This window comes from Aquabacterium sp., assembly GCF_036273115.1.
Classification (GTDB): Bacteria; Pseudomonadota; Gammaproteobacteria; order Burkholderiales; family Burkholderiaceae_C; genus Aquabacterium.
The window spans coordinates 1-21,064 of the sequence record NZ_DASUIN010000029.1 but is presented as its reverse complement, the minus strand read 5'-3'; the positions used below and the strand labels follow the sequence as shown (position 1 = coordinate 21,064).

At 62.0% G+C, this 21,064-nt stretch carries 16 protein-coding genes; 9 read left to right on the top strand and 7 right to left on the bottom strand.

Going from position 1 to position 21,064, the window contains the following annotated elements:
* Window positions 1-21 precede the first annotated feature (21 nt).
* Window positions 22-369, top strand: coding sequence for a hypothetical protein (locus tag VFW72_RS13085; RefSeq protein WP_329674745.1), 348 nt, complete (start codon window positions 22-24; stop codon window positions 367-369).
* Window positions 370-397: 28 nt separating this feature from the next.
* On the opposite strand, the gene VFW72_RS13080 is transcribed toward VFW72_RS13085, so the two are convergent.
* Both VFW72_RS13080 and edd read right to left on the bottom strand, forming a co-directional pair.
* Window positions 398-1,048 (bottom strand): bifunctional 4-hydroxy-2-oxoglutarate aldolase/2-dehydro-3-deoxy-phosphogluconate aldolase, encoded by a 651-nt coding sequence (locus VFW72_RS13080; RefSeq protein WP_329674744.1) that lies wholly within the window; start codon window positions 1,046-1,048, stop codon window positions 398-400.
* Window positions 1,045-2,907: a phosphogluconate dehydratase gene (edd, locus tag VFW72_RS13075; protein WP_414638810.1), complete on the bottom strand. Its 1,863-nt coding sequence runs from the start codon at window positions 2,905-2,907 to the stop codon at window positions 1,045-1,047. Before edd ends, VFW72_RS13080 begins: the two co-directional genes overlap by 4 nt.
* An 80-nt stretch (window positions 2,908-2,987) precedes the next feature.
* Between edd and pgl the strand changes: the two genes are divergently transcribed.
* Window positions 2,988-3,695, top strand: coding sequence for a 6-phosphogluconolactonase (gene pgl / locus VFW72_RS13070; protein ID WP_329674742.1), 708 nt, complete (start codon window positions 2,988-2,990; stop codon window positions 3,693-3,695).
* A gap of 15 nt (window positions 3,696-3,710) precedes the next feature.
* On the opposite strand, the gene VFW72_RS13065 is transcribed toward pgl, so the two are convergent.
* Complete coding sequence (locus VFW72_RS13065) at window positions 3,711-4,154, bottom strand: hypothetical protein (RefSeq protein WP_329674741.1); 444 nt, start codon at window positions 4,152-4,154, stop codon at window positions 3,711-3,713.
* A gap of 8 nt (window positions 4,155-4,162) precedes the next feature.
* Window positions 4,163-4,864, bottom strand: coding sequence for a ProQ/FinO family protein (locus VFW72_RS13060; RefSeq protein ID WP_329674740.1), 702 nt, complete (start codon window positions 4,862-4,864; stop codon window positions 4,163-4,165).
* 131 nt (window positions 4,865-4,995) lie between these two features.
* Here VFW72_RS13060 and VFW72_RS13055 point away from each other — a divergent pair, with 131 nt between their 5' ends.
* Window positions 4,996-8,508: a transglutaminase family protein gene (locus VFW72_RS13055; protein WP_329674739.1), complete on the top strand. Its 3,513-nt coding sequence runs from the start codon at window positions 4,996-4,998 to the stop codon at window positions 8,506-8,508.
* Window positions 8,509-8,556: 48 nt separating this feature from the next.
* Here the strand turns inward: VFW72_RS13055 and VFW72_RS13050 are convergent, their stop codons facing one another.
* Window positions 8,557-10,239: a tetratricopeptide repeat protein gene (locus tag VFW72_RS13050; RefSeq protein ID WP_329674738.1), complete on the bottom strand. Its 1,683-nt coding sequence runs from the start codon at window positions 10,237-10,239 to the stop codon at window positions 8,557-8,559.
* A 134-nt stretch (window positions 10,240-10,373) separates the two neighbouring features.
* On the opposite strand from VFW72_RS13050, the gene VFW72_RS13045 reads away from it, so the two are divergent.
* The 5 genes from VFW72_RS13045 to VFW72_RS13025 all read left to right on the top strand — a co-directional run bounded on the left by VFW72_RS13045 (window position 10,374) and on the right by VFW72_RS13025 (window position 18,510).
* Entirely contained in the window at window positions 10,374-12,284 is a 1,911-nt protein-coding gene (locus tag VFW72_RS13045; protein ID WP_329674737.1) for a PAS domain-containing hybrid sensor histidine kinase/response regulator, read from the top strand.
* A 39-nt stretch (window positions 12,285-12,323) separates the two neighbouring features.
* Window positions 12,324-14,906, top strand: a complete 2,583-nt coding sequence (locus tag VFW72_RS13040; protein ID WP_329674736.1) for a circularly permuted type 2 ATP-grasp protein — start codon at window positions 12,324-12,326, stop codon at window positions 14,904-14,906.
* Window positions 14,907-14,916: 10 nt separating this feature from the next.
* Complete coding sequence (locus VFW72_RS13035; protein ID WP_329674735.1) at window positions 14,917-15,864, top strand: transglutaminase family protein; 948 nt, start codon at window positions 14,917-14,919, stop codon at window positions 15,862-15,864.
* Between the two features lie 169 nt (window positions 15,865-16,033).
* Window positions 16,034-17,467, top strand: a complete 1,434-nt coding sequence (locus VFW72_RS13030) for a circularly permuted type 2 ATP-grasp protein (protein ID WP_329674734.1) — start codon at window positions 16,034-16,036, stop codon at window positions 17,465-17,467.
* Window positions 17,468-17,553: 86 nt separating this feature from the next.
* Window positions 17,554-18,510, top strand: coding sequence for an alpha-E domain-containing protein (locus VFW72_RS13025; RefSeq protein WP_329675004.1), 957 nt, complete (start codon window positions 17,554-17,556; stop codon window positions 18,508-18,510).
* A gap of 18 nt (window positions 18,511-18,528) precedes the next feature.
* On the opposite strand, the gene VFW72_RS13020 is transcribed toward VFW72_RS13025, so the two are convergent.
* The gene (locus tag VFW72_RS13020) at window positions 18,529-18,804 is read right to left on the bottom strand and encodes an oxidative damage protection protein (protein ID WP_329674733.1); all 276 of its coding nucleotides are present in this window, start codon (window positions 18,802-18,804) and stop codon (window positions 18,529-18,531) included.
* 19 nt (window positions 18,805-18,823) lie between these two features.
* Window positions 18,824-20,206, bottom strand: coding sequence for an amino-acid N-acetyltransferase (gene argA, locus VFW72_RS13015; RefSeq protein ID WP_329675003.1), 1,383 nt, complete (start codon window positions 20,204-20,206; stop codon window positions 18,824-18,826).
* Window positions 20,207-20,440: 234 nt separating this feature from the next.
* On the opposite strand from argA, the gene VFW72_RS13010 reads away from it, so the two are divergent.
* Window positions 20,441-20,893: a VOC family protein gene (locus tag VFW72_RS13010; protein WP_329674732.1), complete on the top strand. Its 453-nt coding sequence runs from the start codon at window positions 20,441-20,443 to the stop codon at window positions 20,891-20,893.
* Window positions 20,894-21,064 lie beyond the last annotated feature (171 nt).

Here is a 21,064-nt window from a genome sequence, read left to right as displayed (position 1 = left end):
GATTTCGGCGCCGGCGTGGTCGTGTCCTTTGGCATCAGTCGGGTCGTGTATGTCAACGACCAGTTGATCACGGCGACCGGGTTTCAGATCGGCGATGTGAGTCGGCTGTCGCCTGCGCAGGCGAACTTGCTGGCACAGCAGCTGGCTTCGATGACCGGGCAAGCGGTGCAAAGGGGGCCGGGCAATAGGGTGGACCCCACGGCTTTGACGGTGCCTTTTGCCACTTACATTCAGAACACCTTGAACAACCAGAACCTCCGCGTGGAAACGGTGATTCAGGCAGCCACCAATGGCATGAGTGTGCTCAAGGATCTGAACTTTCAGTCGGTGATCAACGATGCATTGATCGGTGCCTTTGGCATCCGATGACGTCGTCTTCAGGCGGTGTCTGCAACGATCAGGCTGAGTAGACGCCCTTGAGCGCGACAGCTTGTCGCGCCAGTTCGGTCAGGCCGGCCCAATCCTGAGCCTGAACCAGTTTGCCTGGCGCCAGCCACGACCCACCTACGCAGGCCACGTTGGGCAAAGCCAGGTAGCTTTGGGCATTGTCTGGGGTGATGCCACCGGTTGGGCAGAACACCGCGTGTGGGAAGGGGCCATGCAAAGATTTCAGAAGCCCCACACCACCGACGTGCTGTGCCGGGAATAGCTTGAAACACTCGAAGCCCGAATCTGCTGCAGTCATCAGTTCAGACGCAGTGGCCACCCCGGGCAGAAGCGGCACGGGGGCTTTGGCGGCCTCGTGTGCCAACGGTGCAGTCAGGCCGGGCGAGACCACAAACTGGGCTCCTGCCTGAGCAGCGGCGTGCCACTGTTTGGGGGTGGTCACGGTACCCGCAGCCACCACAGCCTCGGGTAGGTTGATGCTGATCTCACGAATGACTTCGAGTGCGTTGGCCGTGCGCAAGGTGATTTCCAGCACCCGTAGCCCGCCGGCCAGCAAGGCTTGCGCAATGGGCAAGGCATCCTCTGTTCGTTCGATGACCAGAACGGGAATCACCGGGCTGATGTTCAGCATCGGTTGCAGCAGGTGGTTCTTGTTGCTCATTTGGGATTCGGGTCGGTTGGTAGAGGCAGCCCAAAGGTCATGGCGCCTTGCTCAGCGCTGCTGACCTGCTGACGCAGGGTGCCGAACAACTGGCGGCCCATGCCGGTGTGGTGGTGGTAGCCCGTTGGCGGCAGGATCGCCAGTTCTCTGGCTTGCCATTCGGCCGGGGCAACCAGGGCCTGGAGCTCACCTGTGTGGACGTTGACACGGATCAGATCACCATCTCGCACTTTGCCTAAAGGACCATCGGCCAGGACTTCCGGCGTGACATGAATGGCGGCCGGTACCTTGCCACTGGCGCCCGACATGCGTCCGTCAGTGACCAAAGCCACGTGGTAGCCCTGGTCTTGCAGGTTCGTTAAAGCTGGGGTGAGGGCGTGCAGTTCGGGCATGCCATTGGCGCGGGGCCCCTGGAAGCGCACCACAGCCACCACATCGCGGTTCAGTTCGCCTTGGTGATAGGCGGTCAGCAGCTCTTCCTGGTCGTTGAAGACCCGCGCGGGAGCCTCTACGACACAGTGCTCGGGTTTGACGGCCGACACCTTGATCACCGCGCGCCCGAGATTGCCTTGCAGCACCTTCAGGCCTCCGTCGGGCGCAAACGGTTGGCTGACCGTGGCCAGTACATCCGGCCTGCTACTGTGCTCGGGCGCTTCGACCCACACCAATTGGCCATCTTGCAAAACGGGTTGGCGGGTATACGCACGCAGGCTGGGGCCCACCACGGTTCGGACCTGTTCGTGCAGCAAGCCATGGTTGAGCAGTTCTCGAATCAGCAAGCCCATGCCACCTGCAGCGTGGAAGGCATTGACATCGGCGCTGCCATTGGGATAGACGTGTGCCAGCAGGGGGACCACCGTGGCCAGTTGGTCAAAGTCGTCCCAGTTGATGATGATGCCAGCGACGCGGGCCATGGCCACCAAGTGCAAGGTGTGGTTGGTGGAGCCACCGGTGGCCAGCAGGCCCACCATGCCGTTGACGATGGCCTGCTCGTTGATGACATGTCCCACGGGGGTGTAGTGCGAGCCAGACTGAACCAGGCGTGCGGCTTGCCGGGCTGCCTCGCGTGTCAAGGCTTCGCGCAAGGCTGTGCCTGGTGGCACAAACGCTGAGCCAGGCAGATGCAGGCCCATGATCTCCATCAACATCTGATTGCTGTTGGCGGTGCCGTAAAACGTGCAGGTGCCGGGGCCGTGGTAAGACTTTTCTTCTGCCTCCAGTAGAACTTCAGGGCCAACTTTCCCGGCGGCGTGAAGTTGGCGGATGCGGCCTTTTTCGTCGTTCGGCAGCCCGGATCTCATTGGTCCAGCCGGCACGAAGACCGCAGGAAGGTGCCCGAAGGCCAGGGCACCCATCAGCAGGCCCGGCACGATCTTGTCGCACACCCCCAGGCACAGGGTGGCGTCGAACATATTGTGCGAAAGGGCGATGGCTGTGCTCATGGCGATGACGTCGCGAGAGAACAGCGACAACTCCATGCCCGGCTGCCCTTGGGTCACGCCATCGCACATCGCGGGCACCCCGCCAGCAAACTGGGCAGTGGCGCCCACTTCCCTTGCGGCTTCTTTGATCCAGTCAGGGTAGGCTGCCAAAGGCTGGTGCGCCGATAGCATGTCGTTGTAGCTCGACACGATGGCCAGATTGGGTTGCTTTTGCTGGCGCAGCCAGATCTTGTCTTGGGCTGGGGCTGCAGCGTAGGCGTGCGCCAGATTCGTGCAACCCAGGCTGGCGCGTTGGGCCATGTGCGCCGGATGGTGGCGTGCTGCCTCATCCACACCATGCAGGTAAGCAGCACGGCTGGCCTGACTGCGTTGCCTGATCCGTTCGGTCACGGCTTGCAGTTGTGGGTGAAGCGTCACGTTGGGGTGGGCCATCTCGCTACAAAAACACATGCAGATGGTTCATTATGGTGGTCATTCAGACTGTAGGGTCAATTGAAATGCAACCCATGCTGGACTTCCACTGCTCGGCCACCCCCACCGATTTGGCGCTGGAATTGGCCACTTTTGTGTCGCAGTGTCTGACGGAAACCTTGCGAACCCGTGATCGGGCTTTGCTGGTGGTGTCAGGGGGGAGCACCCCGGTGCCGTTTTTCAACGCCCTCAGTTGCATGAGCTTGCCCTGGGATCAGGTGGTTGTGACCCTGGCCGATGAGCGCTGGGTGCCTCCTACGCACCCTGATAGCAACGAGCGTCAGGTGCGAGAGCACTTGCTCAAAGGGGAGGCGGCGCGTGCCATCTGGATGCCGTTCTGGCGCACAGGCATGAATGCCCACGATGCGTTGCCGCTGATTCGAGGTGAGTTGGACGCCTTGCCCTGGCCCGCCAGTGTGGTCGTGCTGGGCATGGGCTCGGACGGGCACACAGCGTCTCTGTTTCCACATGACGCAACCTGGGTCGATTCCCAGGCCGCACCGGAGCGCTGCTTGGCCATCGGGGCGCCTCTGCCGCCGAACGTGCCGGTGTCGCGGGTCAGCCTGTCGCCGACGTGTCTGGTCGATGCCGAAAATCTGGCCATCTACCTGACGGGCGAAGCCAAATGGGATGTCTTGCACCGCGCCGAACGCGATGGGCCGGCACGTGAGTACCCGATTCGCTTGGCCTGGCAGCAGCGCCACGCGCCGTGCCATGTGTTTTATGCCGACTGAATCAGATCGGATGGGTCAGACCGAACCGGCCTGAATCACCTCGGTCTTGATCAAGCGTTCGCCGGCGTGACTGCGCCCGCCACTGGCAAACAGGGGCTGATTCTCTTTTTCGAAGAATCGCAAGGTGACTGATTTCGCATGCGCGGTTGTCAGCGCCTGCCGTGTTGCCGCTTCGATCTGGGCCACGTCGTGCGGAGAAGTCACTTCGTAGAGGTCCACCGTGGGGTGGGCAAACGCACCGGGGTGGCTGTAGTAGATCTGACCGTGGCCTTGCTGCTCGACGACTTTGCGGTCTGGAAAATGCCCATAGCTTGAGGCCATGAGCTTGCCCAGTTGATCGGCCACGATGGCGTCGTCGGTCGACGGTATGTGCGCCACTTGCCAAAGCAAGACGCTGAACAGACCCGTTCCCGCCACAAAAACAACGCGTGTGAGTCGGTTGGTCAGCGTCTTGTTCATGGTGCGCCTCAGTCTTTCTTCGGAGCTGCAGCCTGGCGGGCCTGATCTTGGCGAGGGCGGTCAGGGCGACCATTGCCGCGACGGTCAGGGCGGTCCGATCGATCGGCACGCGCCTGGCCATCTGGGCGGCGAGGACCTCCGGGCTTGCGACCAGGGCCGGTGGCAGGGCGCTTGGGGGCCAGCAGTTCGGGGTGATCAATGCGGTCTTGACGGGCTTGAGCCAGCAGGCCTTCGAGGGCCTCGGGGGCAATGCCTTTGAGGGCGCAGAAGTTGGCCTGGGTGAGGGTGGTGCGCTCGAAGTCGCGCAGCAGGCCCGCGCGCTGGCGGATGGCCTGTTCCTGCTCTTCGCGCTGGGCTTCTTTCACCGAACGACGGCGCTTGAGTTCGTCGGACGCCGCCTGACGGTGCTCGTCGGTCAGGTCACCAGCAGGTTGACCATCGAGGTCAAAACGCTGAGTGGCTTTGGTCAGGCCGATCAGGTAAGCGTAGCTGCCGGTGTGGCGACGCAGGAAAGCCGACAGCACGGCTTTGGTGAAGACGCCAGGGGCGCGCTCCTGAATGTCAGCCTGAATTCGCAACTTCAGGGGCAGCGGCTTGTCTGCACCAAACAGCGCGGGAAACAGCTCTTTGAGCTTTTGGCCGCATTCGGCGGGCGTCATTTCGCTGGCAGCGGTGCCGGTGGGTGCAATTTGAGAAGGGGTGTCAGACATGCGTCGAGCCGTTATCCGGGAAAAGCGAGAGTGTGCCTGATTCCTGGGTCGAGATTGACATGCACCGATCTGGCCCGTAACTTGCTGCACATCTGCAGGCTTGAAACCATCTGGTTCGACTGGAGATCCGAGTGTCCATTCACGTTGCCCTCAATCACGTCACGCATTACACGTACGACCGGCTGGTCAGCCTGTCGCCGCAGGTTGTACGTTTGCGGCCAGCCCCGCATTGCCGCACCCGCATCCTGTCTTATTCGCTGAAGGTCGAGCCGGTGGTGCATTTCATCAACTGGCAGCAGGACCCGTTTTCCAATCATCTGGCCCGTCTGGTTTTTCCCGAGCGCACTCAGGAATTCCGCATCACGGTGGACCTGGTGGCCGAGATGGCGGTGTACAACCCCTTCGACTTCTTCCTGGAGCCGCACGCCGAGCATTTCCCCTTTGTCTACGACGATGCCTCGGCACGAGATCTGGCCCCGTATCTCGTCAAGAGTGAGCTCACCCCGCGCTTTCAGGCCTTCATCGACAGCATCGACCGAAGTGAGGTGAGAACCATCGACTTCCTGGTGGGGCTCAACCAGCGCCTGCAGCGCGAGATTGCTTACACGATTCGCATGGAACCGGGGGTGCAGACCCCGGAAGAAACCTTGACCTTGCAGTCAGGTTCTTGCCGCGACACCGGTTGGTTGATGGTTCAGGCCTTGCGTCACATGGGCTTGGCTGCGCGGTTCGTGTCGGGTTATCTGATCCAGCTCAAGGCCGACGTGGCTGCGCTGGATGGCCCTTCCGGCACAGAGGTTGATTTCACCGACCTGCATGCCTGGTGCGAGGTCTTTCTGCCCGGTGCGGGCTGGATCGGGCTGGACCCGACTTCCGGCCTGCTGGCAGGTGAAGGGCACATTCCGGTGGCCTGCACGCCCGAGCCCACTGGGGCCGCCCCTGTGACTGGGGCGGTCGACGAATGCGAGGTGAGCTTCCACCATGAGATGTCGGTGTCGCGTATTTACGAGTCGCCCCGGGTGACCAAGCCTTACACCGAAGACGAATGGCTGGCCATCGATGCGCTGGGCAAGGTGGTTGACCAGCACCTGCAGCAGCAAGACGTGCGACTGACCATGGGGGGCGAGCCAACCTTTGTGTCGGTGGACGACCGCGATGGTGCCGAATGGAACACCGATGCCTTGGGCCCCACCAAGCGTGGGCTGGCGACCAATCTGGTTCACCGCTTGCGGCAACGCTACGGGCAGGGCGGTTTTCTGCATTTTGGCCAAGGCAAGTGGTACCCGGGCGAGCAGCTGCCGCGCTGGGCTTTGTCCATTTTCTGGCGTACCGATGGCCAGCCCTGCTGGCATGACCCCACGCTGTTTGCTGACGAACGCCACTCCATTCGCTATACCAGCGCCGATGCCCGCTTGTTCATCGACACCCTTGCCACCAAGCTGGGCGTGGGCAGCGATCACATTCAAACAGGCTACGAAGACACCTGGTACTACCTGTGGCGTGAACGACGCCTGCCCGTGAACGTGGATCCGCTGGATGCCCGCCTGGACGATGAACTCGAACGGGTACGCCTGCGCCGGGTGTTTGACCAGGGGCTGAACCATGAAGTCGGCTATGCCCTGCCGCTCAAGAGAGACTGGCCCGTTGGCCTGAGTGGGCCCAGTTGGGTGTCTGGGCCCTGGTTCTTCCGCGACGAGCGCATGTACCTCATCCCTGGTGATTCGCCCATGGGCTACCGCTTGCCGCTGGACTCCCTGCCCTGGGTCAGTCAAAGCGAGTATCCCTTTGTTCATGAACATGACCCGTTTGCCCCCAAGCCGGACCTGCTGGACGCCAGTGTTCTGAAGGGGCAATACGCTTCGCACCAGGTTGGTGCTGGTTTTGCGCAAGGTGGCGCGGTCAGCGTTCAGGGGCAAACCGTGAGTGGCCTGGGTGGCGCGGGCCAGAACGGCGAGTGGGGGAACTTGCGGGCCAATCCCATCCTGGGGGCGGCGGGCCCGGCCACGGCAGCCTCAGTGGCCCCCCATCGCGTTCCTGATCGGTTTGAGTCGGCCCACTGGATCACACGGACGGCCTTGTGCGTGGAGGTTCGCAACCCGGATCGGGCCAATGGTCCGAAGGTGGAGTCGCGAGGTGATGGCGGCGGTGTGATGTATGTGTTCATGCCCCCCTTGTCCAGTCTGGATGACTATCTGGACCTGTTGACCGCAGTGGAGTCCACCGCCACCGACCTGGGCATGCAGATCGTGCTGGAAGGTTACCCACCGCCCCGCGATGCACGCTTGACGGTGTTGCAGGTCACGCCAGATCCCGGTGTCATCGAGGTGAACATTCACCCTGCGCGCAACTGGGGGCAACTGGTGGACCATACCGAGTTCCTATACCAGGCAGCGCACGAAACCCGGTTGTCGAGCGAGAAGTTCATGATCGACGGACGCCACACCGGCACCGGCGGGGGCAACCACTTTGTGCTGGGCGGGGCCACTCCGGCAGACAGCCCCTTCTTGCGGCGCCCGCAATTGCTCACGAGCCTGATCACCTTCTGGCACAACCACCCCTCCTTGTCCTACCTGTTCTCGGGCCTGTTCATCGGGCCGACCAGTCAGGCCCCGCGGGTGGATGAGGCGCGGACTGATCAGGTCTACGAGGTGGAAATCGGTTTGCGCGAGGTGGAGCGGCAAGAGGCCATCTGGGGGCAATGTCCGCCTTGGGTGATTGACCGCACCCTGCGCAACTTGCTGATCGACGCCACAGGCAACACCCACCGCAGCGAGTTCTGCATTGACAAGCTGTACTCACCCGATGGCCCGACGGGGCGTCTGGGTTTGTTGGAGTTGCGTGCGTTCGAAATGCCTCCGCATGCCCACATGAGCCTGGTGCAGCAGTTGCTGATTCGCGCTTTGGTCGCCTGGTTCTGGCGTGAGCCTTATCAGGGCCATGGGGCCCAACGTTTGACTCGCTGGGGCACCGAATTGCACGACCGCTTCATGTTGCCCGCCTTTGTGGAGCAAGACTTTGCGGATGTGCTCACCGAGCTGCGTCAAGCCGGGTTCGATTTCGATCCGCAGTGGTTTGCCCCGCACTTTGAATTCCGCTTTCCCTACATCGGGGAAATCGCTGCGGCGGGCATGCGCCTGACCCTGAGAGGGGCGCTCGAGCCTTGGCACGTGATGGGTGAGGAGGGGGCTGCAGGCGGAACCGTTCGCTACGTTGATTCCTCACTGGAGCGTCTGGAGGTGCGAGCGACCGGCCTGAACGGCAATCGCCATGTGATCACGGTCAATGGCCACATCCTGCCTCTGCATCCTACTGGGCGAGTGGGCGAATTCGTGGCCGGGGTGCGCTACCGTGCCTGGCAGCCGCCTTCTTGTCTGCACCCCACCATTGGACCCGATGCGCCCTTGACTTTCGATGTGGTCGACAGTTGGTTGCGCCGCTCGATTGGCGGGTGCCAATACCATGTGGCCCACCCGGGCGGGCGCAACTACGACACCTTCCCGATCAATGCCTACGAGGCCGAAAGTCGGCGTCTGGCGCGCTTCTTCCGCATGGGGCACACCCCTGGCGTGATGACGCTCAAGCCCTTGCCGCCGGGCATCGAGCACCCGCTGACGTTGGATTTGCGCGCGCTCAAAGCGCAGTAACAGCGCAGTAAGGGGTCTGTGCCTGGCGAGCGCCGAGTGGTGGCTGGATCATGCGAGTCTGGCCAGCTCGGCGGCCACGGCCTGCAAGGGGTCGTGCCATTGGCCTCTTTGCGTCTGACGGAACAAGCGGGCGCTGGGGTACCACGGGGAATCGCTGCGGTGCATCAGCCAGCGCCAGTCTGGGCTGTGGGGCAGCAGGATCCAGGTGGGCTTGCCCATGGCGGCAGCCAGATGGGCCACCGACGTGTCCACGCTGATGACCACATCCATGTGCTCGATCAAGGCGGCGGTGTCCTCGAAGTCGATCAACTGCGAGGCGTGTTGGCGAATCTCGGGGTGCGACGCCAGAGTCGAGCGGTCGCCATCACGAATCTCTTTTTGCAGGCTGTGGTAGCTCGGGCCGGGAGGCAGGTGGGCGACCAGGGTGCTCAGAGGCATGGAACGGAGCCCGTCGTTGCTATGGGCGGTGTTGCCCGACCACACCAGTCCCACACGCAAAGCGGCTTTGGGGCCCAAGGTCGTTTGCCAGGTCAGAACCCGTTGCGGGTCGGCTGTGAGGTAGGCCTCAGGCGCCAGCAGCGCATCTGGCCGCGCGCGGAAGGCGGCCGGCAAGCTCATCAGTGGGCAGTGCAGGTCAAACGGGGGCAGGGGCGAACCGGTTTGGACCACCTGAACGCTGGGGTGCAGTCTTTGCAGTAAACCGACCAGTGAGCCAGGGGCCTCCAGGACCACCTTTGCACCCTGGTCGGCCAGGGCTGCGGCATAGCGGCAAAACTGCAAGGTATCGCCCAGACCTTGCTCGGCATGCAGCAACAGGGTTTGCCCCGTCGGGTTGATTTGGCCGAGCCACTGCGGCTGGCTGAACGGTCGGCGCGGGCTGGTGAAGCTGTCTTTCTTCCAGCGCCATTCGAGTTGGGGCAGGCCTTGATCCCAGTCGCCCGCCAGGAGGGCCACCCAGCCCAGCGCCCACTGGGCCTCGGCGTTATCGGGTTGCAGGGCGCACGCGCGGGCGAACGCATCGCGGGCAGCTTGCAGGTTGCCTGCATCCAGATGGGCGCCGCCCAGATTCATGTGGGCTTCCGCCAGGTCGGGGGCCAGGTCGACTGCGCGTTGGCTCAGACTGATGGCCTCAGTGGTTTGACCTGCGTCGCGCAGCAGGCCCGCCAGGTTGACCAAGGGGGCCAGTTGATTGCCATCCAGGGCCAGGCTGCGCCGATAGCTCTCCTGGGCTGCATCGTGCTGGCCCAGGGCTTCCTGAGTCTGGGCCAGCCCACTCCAGCCAGCCGGGTCCTGGGCGAAAGCGGGCAGGGCCGCCTGATAGTCGCTCCATGCTGCTTCGTGCAGTCCGGCCACCCGCAAGGCATGTGCGCGTGACAGGCGGGCCGCCATCAACCCGCCACGGGCCTGCTCGTTTTGGGGTTCCAGAGCGAGGGCCCGTTCAAAGTGGGGCACGGCCTGTTGGGGGCGATTGGCCCCCATGCAGGCCAGGCCCATATTGAGTTGTGCGGTGGCGAAGTCGGGGTCTTGCGCCAGAGCGCGGCCGATCAACGCCATCGCCTGAGGGAAGTCGTGGTCGCGCATGGCCAGCACGCCGAGCATGTGCAAAGCGTCGAACTGATCGGGGGCTTGTTGCAAGACGTGTTGGAACTGTGTGCGAGCCTGAAGTGGCTGTCCTGCATCCATGGCGTCGAAGGCCTGATCCAGCAGGGCATCGATGGCATCTGGGTTCATGTTGTCCTGAATTGTTTTGTTTTGGAATGACCGCCAGCGGCGTTGACTGGCTCCGCCAGTGTCAGTCATGGTCCTCGGGTTTGCCCGCAAGGTTGTCGGCTGTCATACCGTCTTTGCTCGGGTTAAATTCAATCATGCCCAGTTCAGATCTCCCCGACTATTTGGATTGTTTCCAGCGCTCTCCTGCGGCCCAGGCCATCCTGGACCGCGATGGCGTCGTCATTGAAATCAATGAGCAAGCCTGTCGGCTCTTGGGCATGGGGCGCGATGCCCTGGTCGGACGTCGGGTTGCCGAGCTGATTTTTGAGGAAGATCGGCCTGCACTGAACGCCGCCATTCAAGACAGCGCACGCCATCGCCACACAGTCGAGGTCGATTGCCGCATGCCTGCCTCAGGTTCGGTGGGGCGCTGGTTTTCTGTGCAGTTCCAGCCTGGCTTCCAGGGGGATCGGGCTCAGACCTGGTACGTCGTGTTTGCCGACATCACCGAGCGCAAACGGCACGATGCGTGGCTCACCCAGCGCAATGCCTTGCTCACGGCACTGTCGAATAATCTGCCCGGGGTGATTTATGTGTTCCGACCTGGGCCGGATAAAGGCGGGCGTCTGGAATTTGTCAGCGAAGGGGCCCGCGATCTCTTCGGGTGTTCGCCGGAAGAGGCCCTGGCTTCCCCTTGGGCCATGTACAACCGGGTGGTGCCGGAAGACCTCAATCAGTTTTTCCAGCAGCGTGACTTGGCGGTCGAGAGTTCCGGGCGCCTGCACAGCGAATTCCGGGTTCGCAACAGCCAGGGTGAAATGCGTTGGTGCTCGGCGGACTCGGTCGCAGGGATCGACCCGGACGGGCTCGAAGTGCGCTGTGGCTACATTTCTGACATCACCGAGCACAAGCTCTATCAGGAAGCCATGGTGGCAGCGGAAACGGCCGAGCGCGCGTCGCGAGCCAAGTCCGAGTTCCTTTCCCGGATGAGCCATGAGTTGCGCACGCCATTGAATGCCGTGATCGGGTTTGCCCAACTGCTGAGGATCGACACGCAACCTCGCCTCAGTGAGGGGCAAATTCGCAAGGTCGAGCTCATCGAGCGATCAGGCGCACATTTGCTGGCGGTCATCAGCGACGTGCTCGATCTGTCTCGCATCGAAGCCGGTGACATGCCCATCTCACTTGAGCCCGTGCATGTCGATACCGTGGTGCTGGATGTGCTGGCCATGGTGGCGGAATCTGCGCAGGCTGCGCGCGTTCAATTGGCGCCACCGCAATTCGAACTGGCGTCGTCTGTCATGGCCGATCGCGTTCGCCTGCGCCAGATCCTGGTCAACCTGGTCAGCAATGCGGTGAAGTACAACCGCCCAGAGGGCATGGTTCGTGTGCGGGCGTGGCAATCGGGCGACCGCATCGCCATCGAAGTCAGCGATACGGGCCTGGGCTTGACCGAGGAGCAGCAACAGCATCTGTTCGAGCCGTTCAATCGCCTGGGGGCCGATCAGAAGGGCATCGATGGAACCGGGATCGGCTTGGTCATCGTCAAACGCCTGGTCGATCTGATGGGAGGCCAGCTGTTGGTGCGCAGCGTGCCCCTGGTGGGAACCAGCTTCACCGTGGAGCTGCCTGCGTCCGATGAAGATCTCCAATCCGATCACGGCCCTCTGCTGGATTTGCCTGAGCCCTCCAGTGCTGCCACCGTCCTGTACGTTGAAGACAACGAGGTGAATGTGGTCTTGGTCAGGCAGATCATGGCTTTGCGACCATCGTGGCACCTGTTGGTGGCCAAGAGCGGCGCCGAGGCCCTCGACATGGTGCGACAGCACCGACCTGATCTCCTGCTGCTTGACATGCACCTGGGGGACATGACCGGTTTCGAGTTGGTGGATCAACTGGATGCCGACCCGGCAACCCGAGGCATTCCCAAGGTGGCCCTGTCGGCCGATGCCATGCCCGATCGTGTGCATGCGGCACGGGAGCGCGGGTTTGCTGCCTACATCACCAAGCCCTTGAATGTGGCGAAGTTGTTGCAATGCCTGGAAGAGCAGCTCTCGAAGCGGTGAAGCCTTCGGCTCGGCTCTTGCTTGCGTCACAATGACCCGGTGACCTCCTTTCCCATGGCCTCCAATTTGCCCTTGTTCGACGAAACCGATTTGTCTGATGCGCTGGCGCAGGACATGCTTCGCCGCGGCCTGCCAGCAGATGCCGGGCATTACGATGAATTTCGAACCGAGGCAGGAACGTTGCGTCCAGTTTGGCAAGGGTTTGCGAACCATCTTGGTGCGCCGCTGGACGATCTCACGCGTCGCCAAGCCTGGTTGGCCCGTCAGATTCAGGAAGACGGCATCACCTACAACGTGTACAGCGCGCCGGGCGGTCAAAGCCGTCCTTGGTCGCTGGAAGCATTGCCGCTCATTCTGTCGGCGCAAGAGTGGCGCGGTCTGGAGCGTGGTGTGGCGCAACGTGCGCGTTTGCTCAATCAGATCCTGCAAGACACCTATGGCGAGCAGCGCCTTTTGAAACAGGCGTTATTGCCCTCTGCGCTGGTGCTGGGTCACCCTGGCTATGTGCGTGGCCTGCATGGGGTACAGCCGGTCGGTGGCGTGTACTTGCATGTGCTGGCACTCGATCTGGCGCGTGGCCATGATGGCAACTGGTGGGTGGTAACCCAGCGCACCCAGGCACCCTCCGGCCTGGGCTATGTCATGCAGAATCGCCTGCTGGTGTCTCGCTTGTTTCCCGAGGCTTACCGGGCTTTGCACGTGCAGCATCTGGCCAGCGGTTATCGCCAGTTGGTCGACACGCTCACCGATCTCGCGCAAGAGTGTGCGGGGGGGCAGCCGCCCCGCCTGGCCTTGCTGACCCCGGGTCCTTATAACGAAACCTATTTCGAACACGCCTACTTGGCGCGCTACCTCGGTCTGCCGTTGGTGGAAGGGGGGGACCTGGTGGTGCGAGAGGACAGCCTCTTCCTCAAGACCGTGCAGGGGCTGGAGCCCATTCATGGCTTGCTGCGCCGATTGGACGACGACTACTGCGACCCGTTGGAGTTGCGCGCCGATTCCACTTTGGGCGTGCCTGGGCTGATGCAAGCGGTGAGGGCACGCAAAGTGGTGCTGGCCAACGCCCTGGGCACGGGCTTCCTTCAATCACCGGCCTTGCATGGCTTTTTGCCGGCTTTGTCAGACCATCTGCTCGGCGAACCTCTGGCCTTGCCATCCCTGCCAACCTGGTGGTGTGGAGAGGCCAGCGCCTGGCAAGACATTCAGCCCCGATTACACCAGCAGGTCATTCGCCACAGTTACCCAGGGGGCGGCGAAGTCGTGCTGGGCAATCAGCTCTCGGCCGAAGCCTTGAACGCATGGCGCGCCTGCATTGAGCTTGATCCTGCGGCCTACACGGTGCAAAGCTTCGTGCCTTATGCGCAGGCACCCGTGTGGTCAGCAGGGCAGGTGAACATGCGAAGCGCGGCCTTGCGTGTGTATGCCTTGTCAGATGGCAAAGGGGGCTGGCAGGTACTGCCTGGCGGCATGACCCGCATCGCCAACCGCGAGACTGGCCCCATGTCCATGCAGCATGGTGGCAGCTCACTCGATACCTGGGTGCTTACTGATGGCCCGGTGGACACCTTCTCCATGATGCCGACCTCCGTTCGGGGAGACGAACTGGTTCAGCGCCAGCGCCCCGTGTCCAGCCGCACGGGCGAGAACCTGTTCTGGATGGGGCGCTACACCGAGCGGTGTGAGCAGCAATTGCGCTTGCTTCAGACCCTCAAAGATCTTCCTTCGGGTGAAGACAAGCCCCACGATTCTGTTTTGCAGGCCATCGCAGAACTGTGCGAACAACATGGGCTGGTGCCTGCTGGCACGCCGCATCTGCTGCAAGCGCCCCGTGTATTCGAGCGTGCCTTGCTCGACGCACTCAGCGATGCGCGAGCCAAGCAGGGCGCATACAGCTTGGCGTACAACCTCTCGGCACTGGATCGGTCGGCTCAGGTCTTGCGCGATCGTCTGTCGGCAGAGCACGCGCGTTGGTTGCGCGCCATGGGGAGCGAGTTTGTCGAGGTGCTGGGTCGCTCTGCCGAGGAAGCGCCGGCTGGTGTGGCTTCGCTTGACCAGATTCAACCGGCGCTAGATCGCCTGGGCTTGCAGCTGGCTGCCATCACCGGAGCACAGACAGACCGCATGACCCGTGACCCGGGCTGGCGTCTGTTAACCGTAGGGCGGCTCATTGAGCGGTTGGTCAACCACGCCACGGTCTTGCAAGCCTTCTGGTCGCATCGTGCCTTGGCTCATCCTGACGGGTTTGACCGTGTGCTCGAACTCTTTGACAGCACCATCACCTTCCGTGCCCGTTTCCAGCGCCGCTTGGAAGTGCCCGCTGTGCTGGCCCTCCTGGTGATGGACGAAAGCAACCCCAGAGCCTTGGCCTGCATCTTGCGCCGCCTGCGAACCGAGTTGGGTAAATTGCCAATCAAAGCCGGGGAGTCAGGCGACTGGCTGACCCTGTTGCCTGCCGAGGGCGTGGGGCTGCCCCTCTCCCTGTTGGCCGATCCGGCCTCGGGGGCCGCGGCCATGCAACAGTTGCTGGAATCCCTGGTGACCTTGGGCTGGCGCTTGTCTGACGAAGTGGGGCGTCGCTATTTCGTGCACGCCGAGCCAACGGACTCGATGGTCAGCACCTGATGGAAAGCACATGAGCCCCGCCGCCGAGTCGTCATTGTGGTCCTTGCTGTCGGTTGAGCATGAAACGCTTTACCAGTACGCCCATGCGGTGGACCAATCTCACCACATGGCCTGTCTGCGTCCGCTGGAAGACGCGGCCCAGCGCCTGCAGCGTTTTGAGCTGGATGTCAGCCCCCAGCCGCAGCGATTGCACCATCGGCTTGATGCGCTAGGCAACGACCGCGCGTACTTTGCCTTGCATGCCGCGCACCGTGAGTTGCGTGTGGTTGCGCGAAGCCAGGTGTGGGTCCGCGACCGCTATGTGGATCTGATGCCAGCAACAGGAGCCACCTGTGGGGATGTTCGTGAGTGCCTGGGCTATCGGGCCAGTGCCCCGTTCCAGGCTGCCAGCGAGTTCCTCTACCCCTCGCCCTATGTGCCGCGTCTTGAGCCTTTGATCGAATACGCGGCGCCATCGCTGCAGCCCGATCGCCCCCTGGCCGAGGCCGCCATTGAACTCATGCAGCGCATTCACGCTGATTTCGACTACGCGCCTGCTTCTACCAGCATTTCCACCCCTGTGCTCGACGTCTTCATCGAGCGAAAAGGGGTCTGTCAGGACTTTGCTCACCTCATGCTGGCCTGTCTGCGTGCTCATGGGCTGGCCGCGCGTTACGTCAGCGGGTATTTGCTCACCACACCACCTGCAGGTCAGGCCCCCTTGGTCGGGGCCGATGCTTCGCATGCCTGGGTCAGCGTCTGGGTGCCAGGCTTGGGGCTGGATGGGGCGGGAGATTGGCTTGACCTCGACCCCACCAACAGCTGTATTCCTGGCAGGCAGCATGTGCGTGTCGCCCAAGGCAGGGATTTTGGCGACGTCACGCCTTTGCGCGGGGTGATCCGAGGCGGCGGTGAGCACACCTTGTTGGTGCGTGTCACCACCCGTGAACTGAAGGCAACAGCACCGGCACCGGTTTGATGCACCACAGTGGTGTGGTCATCCTTCCGGGCGTAGCATGAATGCATGGGTGCCGTGCGTCAGCCCCAAAACCGTGCTTACCCCTGCTGCTGGCAGGGAGCTGGCACGGTCCATGCATGAATGGGACTGACCGCGTTTTTTGAGGGGCCCTGATGACGGGGCAGAGTCAATGAAATACTTTGACGAGATGCATGCAAGCAGCGCCCAGGTGCGTGAACACTACCGGGGCTACGATCGTTGGCTGGCGCGTCAACCTGGCGAGTTGATGGCCTCGCGCCGTGAAGAAGCCGAAATGATCTTTCGCCGAGTTGGCATCACCTTCGCGGTGTATGGCGACAAGGACGAAGACGGTGCTGGCACAGAACGCCTGATTCCTTTCGACCTGATTCCCCGCATCATTCCCAGCCAGGAATGGAAGGAAATGGAAAAGGGCCTGCGCCAGCGCGTCACGGCGTTGAACCTCTTCCTCAACGATGTCTACCATGGCCAGGAGATTCTCAAGGCCGGGGTGGTGCCATCCGAGCCCGTTCTGAACAACGCCCAGTTCCGCAAGGAAATGGTCGGGCTCAATGTGCCGGGTGGCATCTATTCCATCATCGCCGGTATCGACATTGTTCGCGCAGCCAATCCCGATGGCTCGGGCACGTACTACGTGCTGGAAGACAACTTGCGCGTGCCCAGCGGCGTCAGCTACATGCTGGAAAACCGCAAGATGATGATGCGCTTGTTCCCCGAGTTGTTCGCCGAACACCGCATCGCCCCGGTTGCCCATTACCCCGACCTGTTGCTCGACACCCTGCGGGCGATGACGCCCAACGGGGTCAACGAACCCACGGCGGTCGTCTTGACCCCTGGCATGTACAACTCGGCCTACTTTGAGCACGCTTTCCTGGCGCAGCAAATGGGCATCGAGTTGGTCGAGGGGCAAGACCTGTTCGTCAAAGACGACTTCGTCTACATGCGTACCACGCGGGGGCCGCAGCGGGTCGATGTGATCTACCGCCGCCTTGACGATGACTTCATGGACCCGGAAGTCTTCCGCAAGGATTCGACGCTGGGTGTGGCCGGCTTGTTGCGCGCCTACCGCGCAGGCAACGTGACCTTGGCCAATGCGTTTGGCACCGGCATTGCCGATGACAAGTCGATCTACCCCTATGTGCCCAAGATGATCGAGTTCTACCTGGGCGAGAAGCCGATCCTTCAGAACGTGCCCACTTACATCTGCCGGGAAAAGGACGATTTGCAGTACACCCTGGATCACCTGGGCGACCTGGTCGTCAAAGAAGTCCACGGGGCTGGTGGCTACGGCATGCTGGTGGGGCCGGCTTCCACCAAGGCAGAAATCGAAGATTTCCGCCAAGCACTGTTGGCCAACCCATCGAACTACATTGCTCAGCCCACGCTGTCTTTGTCAACTTGCCCCACGTTCGTCGAGTCAGGCATTGCCCCTCGGCACATTGACCTGCGGCCCTTCGTGCTCTCAGGCAAGACGGTTCAGATGGTGCCCGGTGGGCTGACCCGGGTGGCCCTCAAGGAAGGCTCTCTGGTGGTGAACAGCTCCCAGGGGGGCGGCACCAAAGACACCTGGGTGCTGGAGGGCTGAGCATGTTCAACGACCGCATCGAGCAACACCTGCCTGCCCACCTGACGCAGGCTACCCGTACCGTATCGAACCTGGAGACCAAGCCCATGTTGTCACGCACCGCAGACCACCTTTTCTGGATGGCGCGCTACATGGAGCGTGCTGAAAACACCGCGCGTTTGCTCGATGTGAACTACCAGACCTCGCTGTTGCCGCAATCAGCCGAAGCGGTTGCCCAAGCGTGGCGCGGTTTGCTGAGCATCAGTGAGCTGACCAACGACTACGCGCGCTTGCACGACGAGGTCACCGCACGCAACGTCATGGAGTTCATGGTGTCCGAGTCGCGCAACCCGTCGAGCATTCTGAGTTGCCTGCGAGCGGCGCGCGAGAACGCCCGAGCCGTGCGGGGGGCGTTGACCACCGAGGTCTGGGAAACCATGAACCAGACCTGGTTGGAGTTCAACCGGCTCATCAAGAGTGGGGCGCTGGCTCGCGATCCCGGCGAGTTATTCGAATGGGTGAAGTTCCGCTCGCACCTCTCGCGCGGCGTGACTCTGGGCACCATGCTGCAAGACGAGGCTTTCCACTTCCAGCGTATTGGCACCTTCCTGGAACGTGCCGACAACACGGCGCGGCTGCTGGATGTGAAGTTCCACGCACGCAACACGGAGTTTTTCGGCTCGGGGCTAGACAGCGAGACCAAAGAGGTCGACTTCTATCACTGGTCAGCGGTGCTGCGCAGCGTGTCGGGTTTCGAGGTGTACCGCAAGGTGTACCGCAACGTGATCCGGCCGGAGAAAGTTGCCGAGTTGCTGATTCTGCGTCCTGACATGCCTCGTTCGCTGCTGGCTTGCATGAACGAGGTGGTGTCCAACCTGCAAGCGGTGGCCAATGACCACAGCGATGACACCCTGCGCCGCGCTGGGCGCTTGCGGGCTGACCTGCAGTATGGCCGGATTGAAGAAATCATGGCCACAGGCCTGCATGCCTACCTGACGCAGTTCCTGGACCGCGTCAGTGACTTGGGCTACGGCATCAGTCGTGACTTCCTGATGCCGGCCTGATCGGGCTAGAGCGTCCCGTCAGCCTTGGGTGGGCGGGACGTAACCCTGCACCTGCTCGGCGCCGGCGCCGAAGAAGAACTGCTCCATCTGGCGGGCCAGGTATTGGCGGGCGCGGGCGTCAGCCAGGCTCAGGCGGTTCTCATTGACCAGCATGGTCTGGTGCTTGATCCACATTTGCCAGGCTTCCTTGCTGATCTCGTTGTAAATGCGCTTGCCCAGTTCGCCAGGGTAGGGAGGAAAGTCCAGGCCTTCGGCTTCTTTGTCCAGGTGCTTGCAGTGAATGGTGCGTGCCATTTCGATATTCCAGTTCGGTTTACTTCAGATTCTTGACCAGCACTTGTGAGCGCCGGTCCCATTTGTAGCTGCGTTTGCGGGCCTCGGGCAGCCAGTCCGGGTCCACTGGGGCAAAGCCTCGCTTGATGAACCAGTGCATGGTGCGGGTCGTCAACACAAACAGGGTTGACAGGCCCATGGCCCGAGCGCGCTGCTCGATGCGTTTCAGAATTCTCTCGCCATCGCCTTGACCTTGCACGGCAGGCGAAATTGTCAGGGCGGCCATTTCGGCGGTCGAGGCTTCCGGGAAAGGGTAGAGCGCTGCGCAGCCGAAGATCACGCCGTCGTGCTCGATCACGGTGTATTGCGACACGTCGCGTTCGATCTCGGTGCGGTCACGTTTGACCAGGGTGCCATCCTTCTCGAACGGTTCGATCAGCTGCAGAATGCCGCCCACGTCGTCCGGCGTGGCTTCGCGCAGGCTTTCCAGCTTCTCATCGACGATCATGGTGCCCACCCCATCGTGGGTGAACACTTCCATCAGCAAGGCGCCGTCTACCGAGAACGGAATGATGTGCACCCGTTCTACGCCACCTTCGCTGGCTTTCACCGCATGTTGCAGGTAGAACGCCGTGTCGGTGGGTTGCAAGGGGTTGGGCAGTGCCGCCAGCAGGCGTTTGGCATCCAGCAGGGCGAGTTCCTGATCCACTTCGGCATCAGGGTCGTTCTGGGCGGCCTCCAGCTCCTTGGCGCGCGCTGGCTCTTGCACGATGCTTTGCAAGATGCCACGCACTTCGGTCACGAAGATCAGCTTGTCCGCCTGCAGGGCAATGGCGGCGCTGGTGGCGACGTCTTCCATGCTGAGGTTGAAAGCCTCGCCCGTGTGCGAAAAGCCGAAGGGCGACAACATGACCATGGCGCCGGTGTCGATGGCGCGGCGCACGGCGACCGCATCGATCTTGCGGACCAGGCCGGTGTGCATGAAGTCCACGCCGTCCACGATGCCCACGGGCCGAGCCGTGACGAAATTGCCCGAAATCACGCTGACCGAGGCGCCCGACATGGGGGTGTTGGGCAGCCCCAGCGAGAACGCCGCCTCGATTTCGTAGCGCAGTTGACCGGCTGCTTCCTGGGCGCAGTCCAGCGCCACGGAATCGGTGATGCGCATGCCGTGGCTGAACTTGGATGTGTGACCTTTGGCGCGCAGTTGCTCTTCCAACTGGGGGCGGAAACCGTGGGCCAGCACAATGCGAATGCCCATGGCCTGCATCAGCGCCAGATCCTGAACGAAATTTTCCAGCTTGCCTGCTGCGATCAGCTCGCCGGATAGACCGACCACGAACGTCTTGCCACGGTGCGAGTGGATATGGGGAGCCACGGAGCGAAACCACGGCACGAAGGTGTGGGGGAAGACCAGGTCCATCACGGGGTGAACTGCCTCATCAAGCAACAGGCTGAGCAAAAGGGCCAACAAAGAGGCCAACTAAAGGCCAAAAAATGGTCCCGACAAAATCGGGCGTCAACCCCGCATCGTAAATGGAAAAGGCAGGGGGGCGAATGGGCTGGTATTTCAGTGATTGAAAAACAGGCCACTGTGGCCTACTGCTTTCAGGTGGTTTGTTTCCCACGACAAGAATCTGAACAAAGGACATTCGCCGTGAACCTATCGACTGGACCAGTGAAGGAATTCTTTCCTTATCTGCGGGTCAAGGGAGCCGCAGAAGCCATCGAGTTCTACAAAGCCGTGTTCGGGGCGATTGAGTTGTTTCGCCTGACCGAGTCAAACGGACGCATTGGCCATGTGCAACTGCAACTGGGCAACACCGTGCTGCAGGTATCGGAAGAGTACCCGGAGTACGGTTTACTCGGCCCCCAGACGGGGCTGGTCGGTTGTGCCTTTCACTTGCATGTGAACAATGTGGATGAACTGGCCAGTATGGCCGTGGCAGCAGGAGCCACCCTGTTGAGGCCGCCCTCAGACCAGTTCTATGGTGAGCGAGCCTGCATGATTCGCGATCCCTTCGGGCACGAGTGGATTCTGGGCCACGTCATTGAGCAAATTTCGCTAGGCGAAATGCAAAGCCGCCTCACTGCGGTCACCACCTACTGAGCACGAAACTGCGTGCCATCCCCGGGGAGTGGGGATAATCGCGCTCTTGCCTGATGCTTGAGCCATGTCTGCCACCTTCCCCCCCATCACCTTCCCCGAATCGCTGCCCGTCAGCGGCAAACGCGACGAGATCGAAGCCGCCTTGCGCGAGCATCAGGTCATCATCGTCTG

Excerpts from the sequence above, each read along its gene's own strand:
- VFW72_RS13060 (WP_329674740.1), bottom strand. The coding sequence starts at position 4,864 with ATGTCTGACACCCCTTCTCAAATTGCACCCACCGGCACCGCTGCCAGC.
- VFW72_RS13025 (WP_329675004.1), top strand. The coding sequence starts at position 17,554 with ATGTTGTCACGCACCGCAGACCACCTTTTCTGGATGGCGCGCTACATG.
- VFW72_RS13045 (WP_329674737.1), top strand. The coding sequence starts at position 10,374 with ATGCCCAGTTCAGATCTCCCCGACTATTTGGATTGTTTCCAGCGCTCT.
- VFW72_RS13065 (WP_329674741.1), bottom strand. The coding sequence starts at position 4,154 with ATGAACAAGACGCTGACCAACCGACTCACACGCGTTGTTTTTGTGGCG.
- VFW72_RS13020 (WP_329674733.1), bottom strand. The coding sequence starts at position 18,804 with ATGGCACGCACCATTCACTGCAAGCACCTGGACAAAGAAGCCGAAGGC.
- VFW72_RS13050 (WP_329674738.1), bottom strand. The coding sequence starts at position 10,239 with ATGAACCCAGATGCCATCGATGCCCTGCTGGATCAGGCCTTCGACGCC.
- argA (WP_329675003.1), bottom strand. The coding sequence starts at position 20,206 with ATGGACCTGGTCTTCCCCCACACCTTCGTGCCGTGGTTTCGCTCCGTG.
- pgl (WP_329674742.1), top strand. The coding sequence starts at position 2,988 with ATGCAACCCATGCTGGACTTCCACTGCTCGGCCACCCCCACCGATTTG.
- VFW72_RS13080 (WP_329674744.1), bottom strand. The coding sequence starts at position 1,048 with ATGAGCAACAAGAACCACCTGCTGCAACCGATGCTGAACATCAGCCCG.
- VFW72_RS13030 (WP_329674734.1), top strand. The coding sequence starts at position 16,034 with ATGAAATACTTTGACGAGATGCATGCAAGCAGCGCCCAGGTGCGTGAA.
- VFW72_RS13035 (WP_329674735.1), top strand. The coding sequence starts at position 14,917 with ATGAGCCCCGCCGCCGAGTCGTCATTGTGGTCCTTGCTGTCGGTTGAG.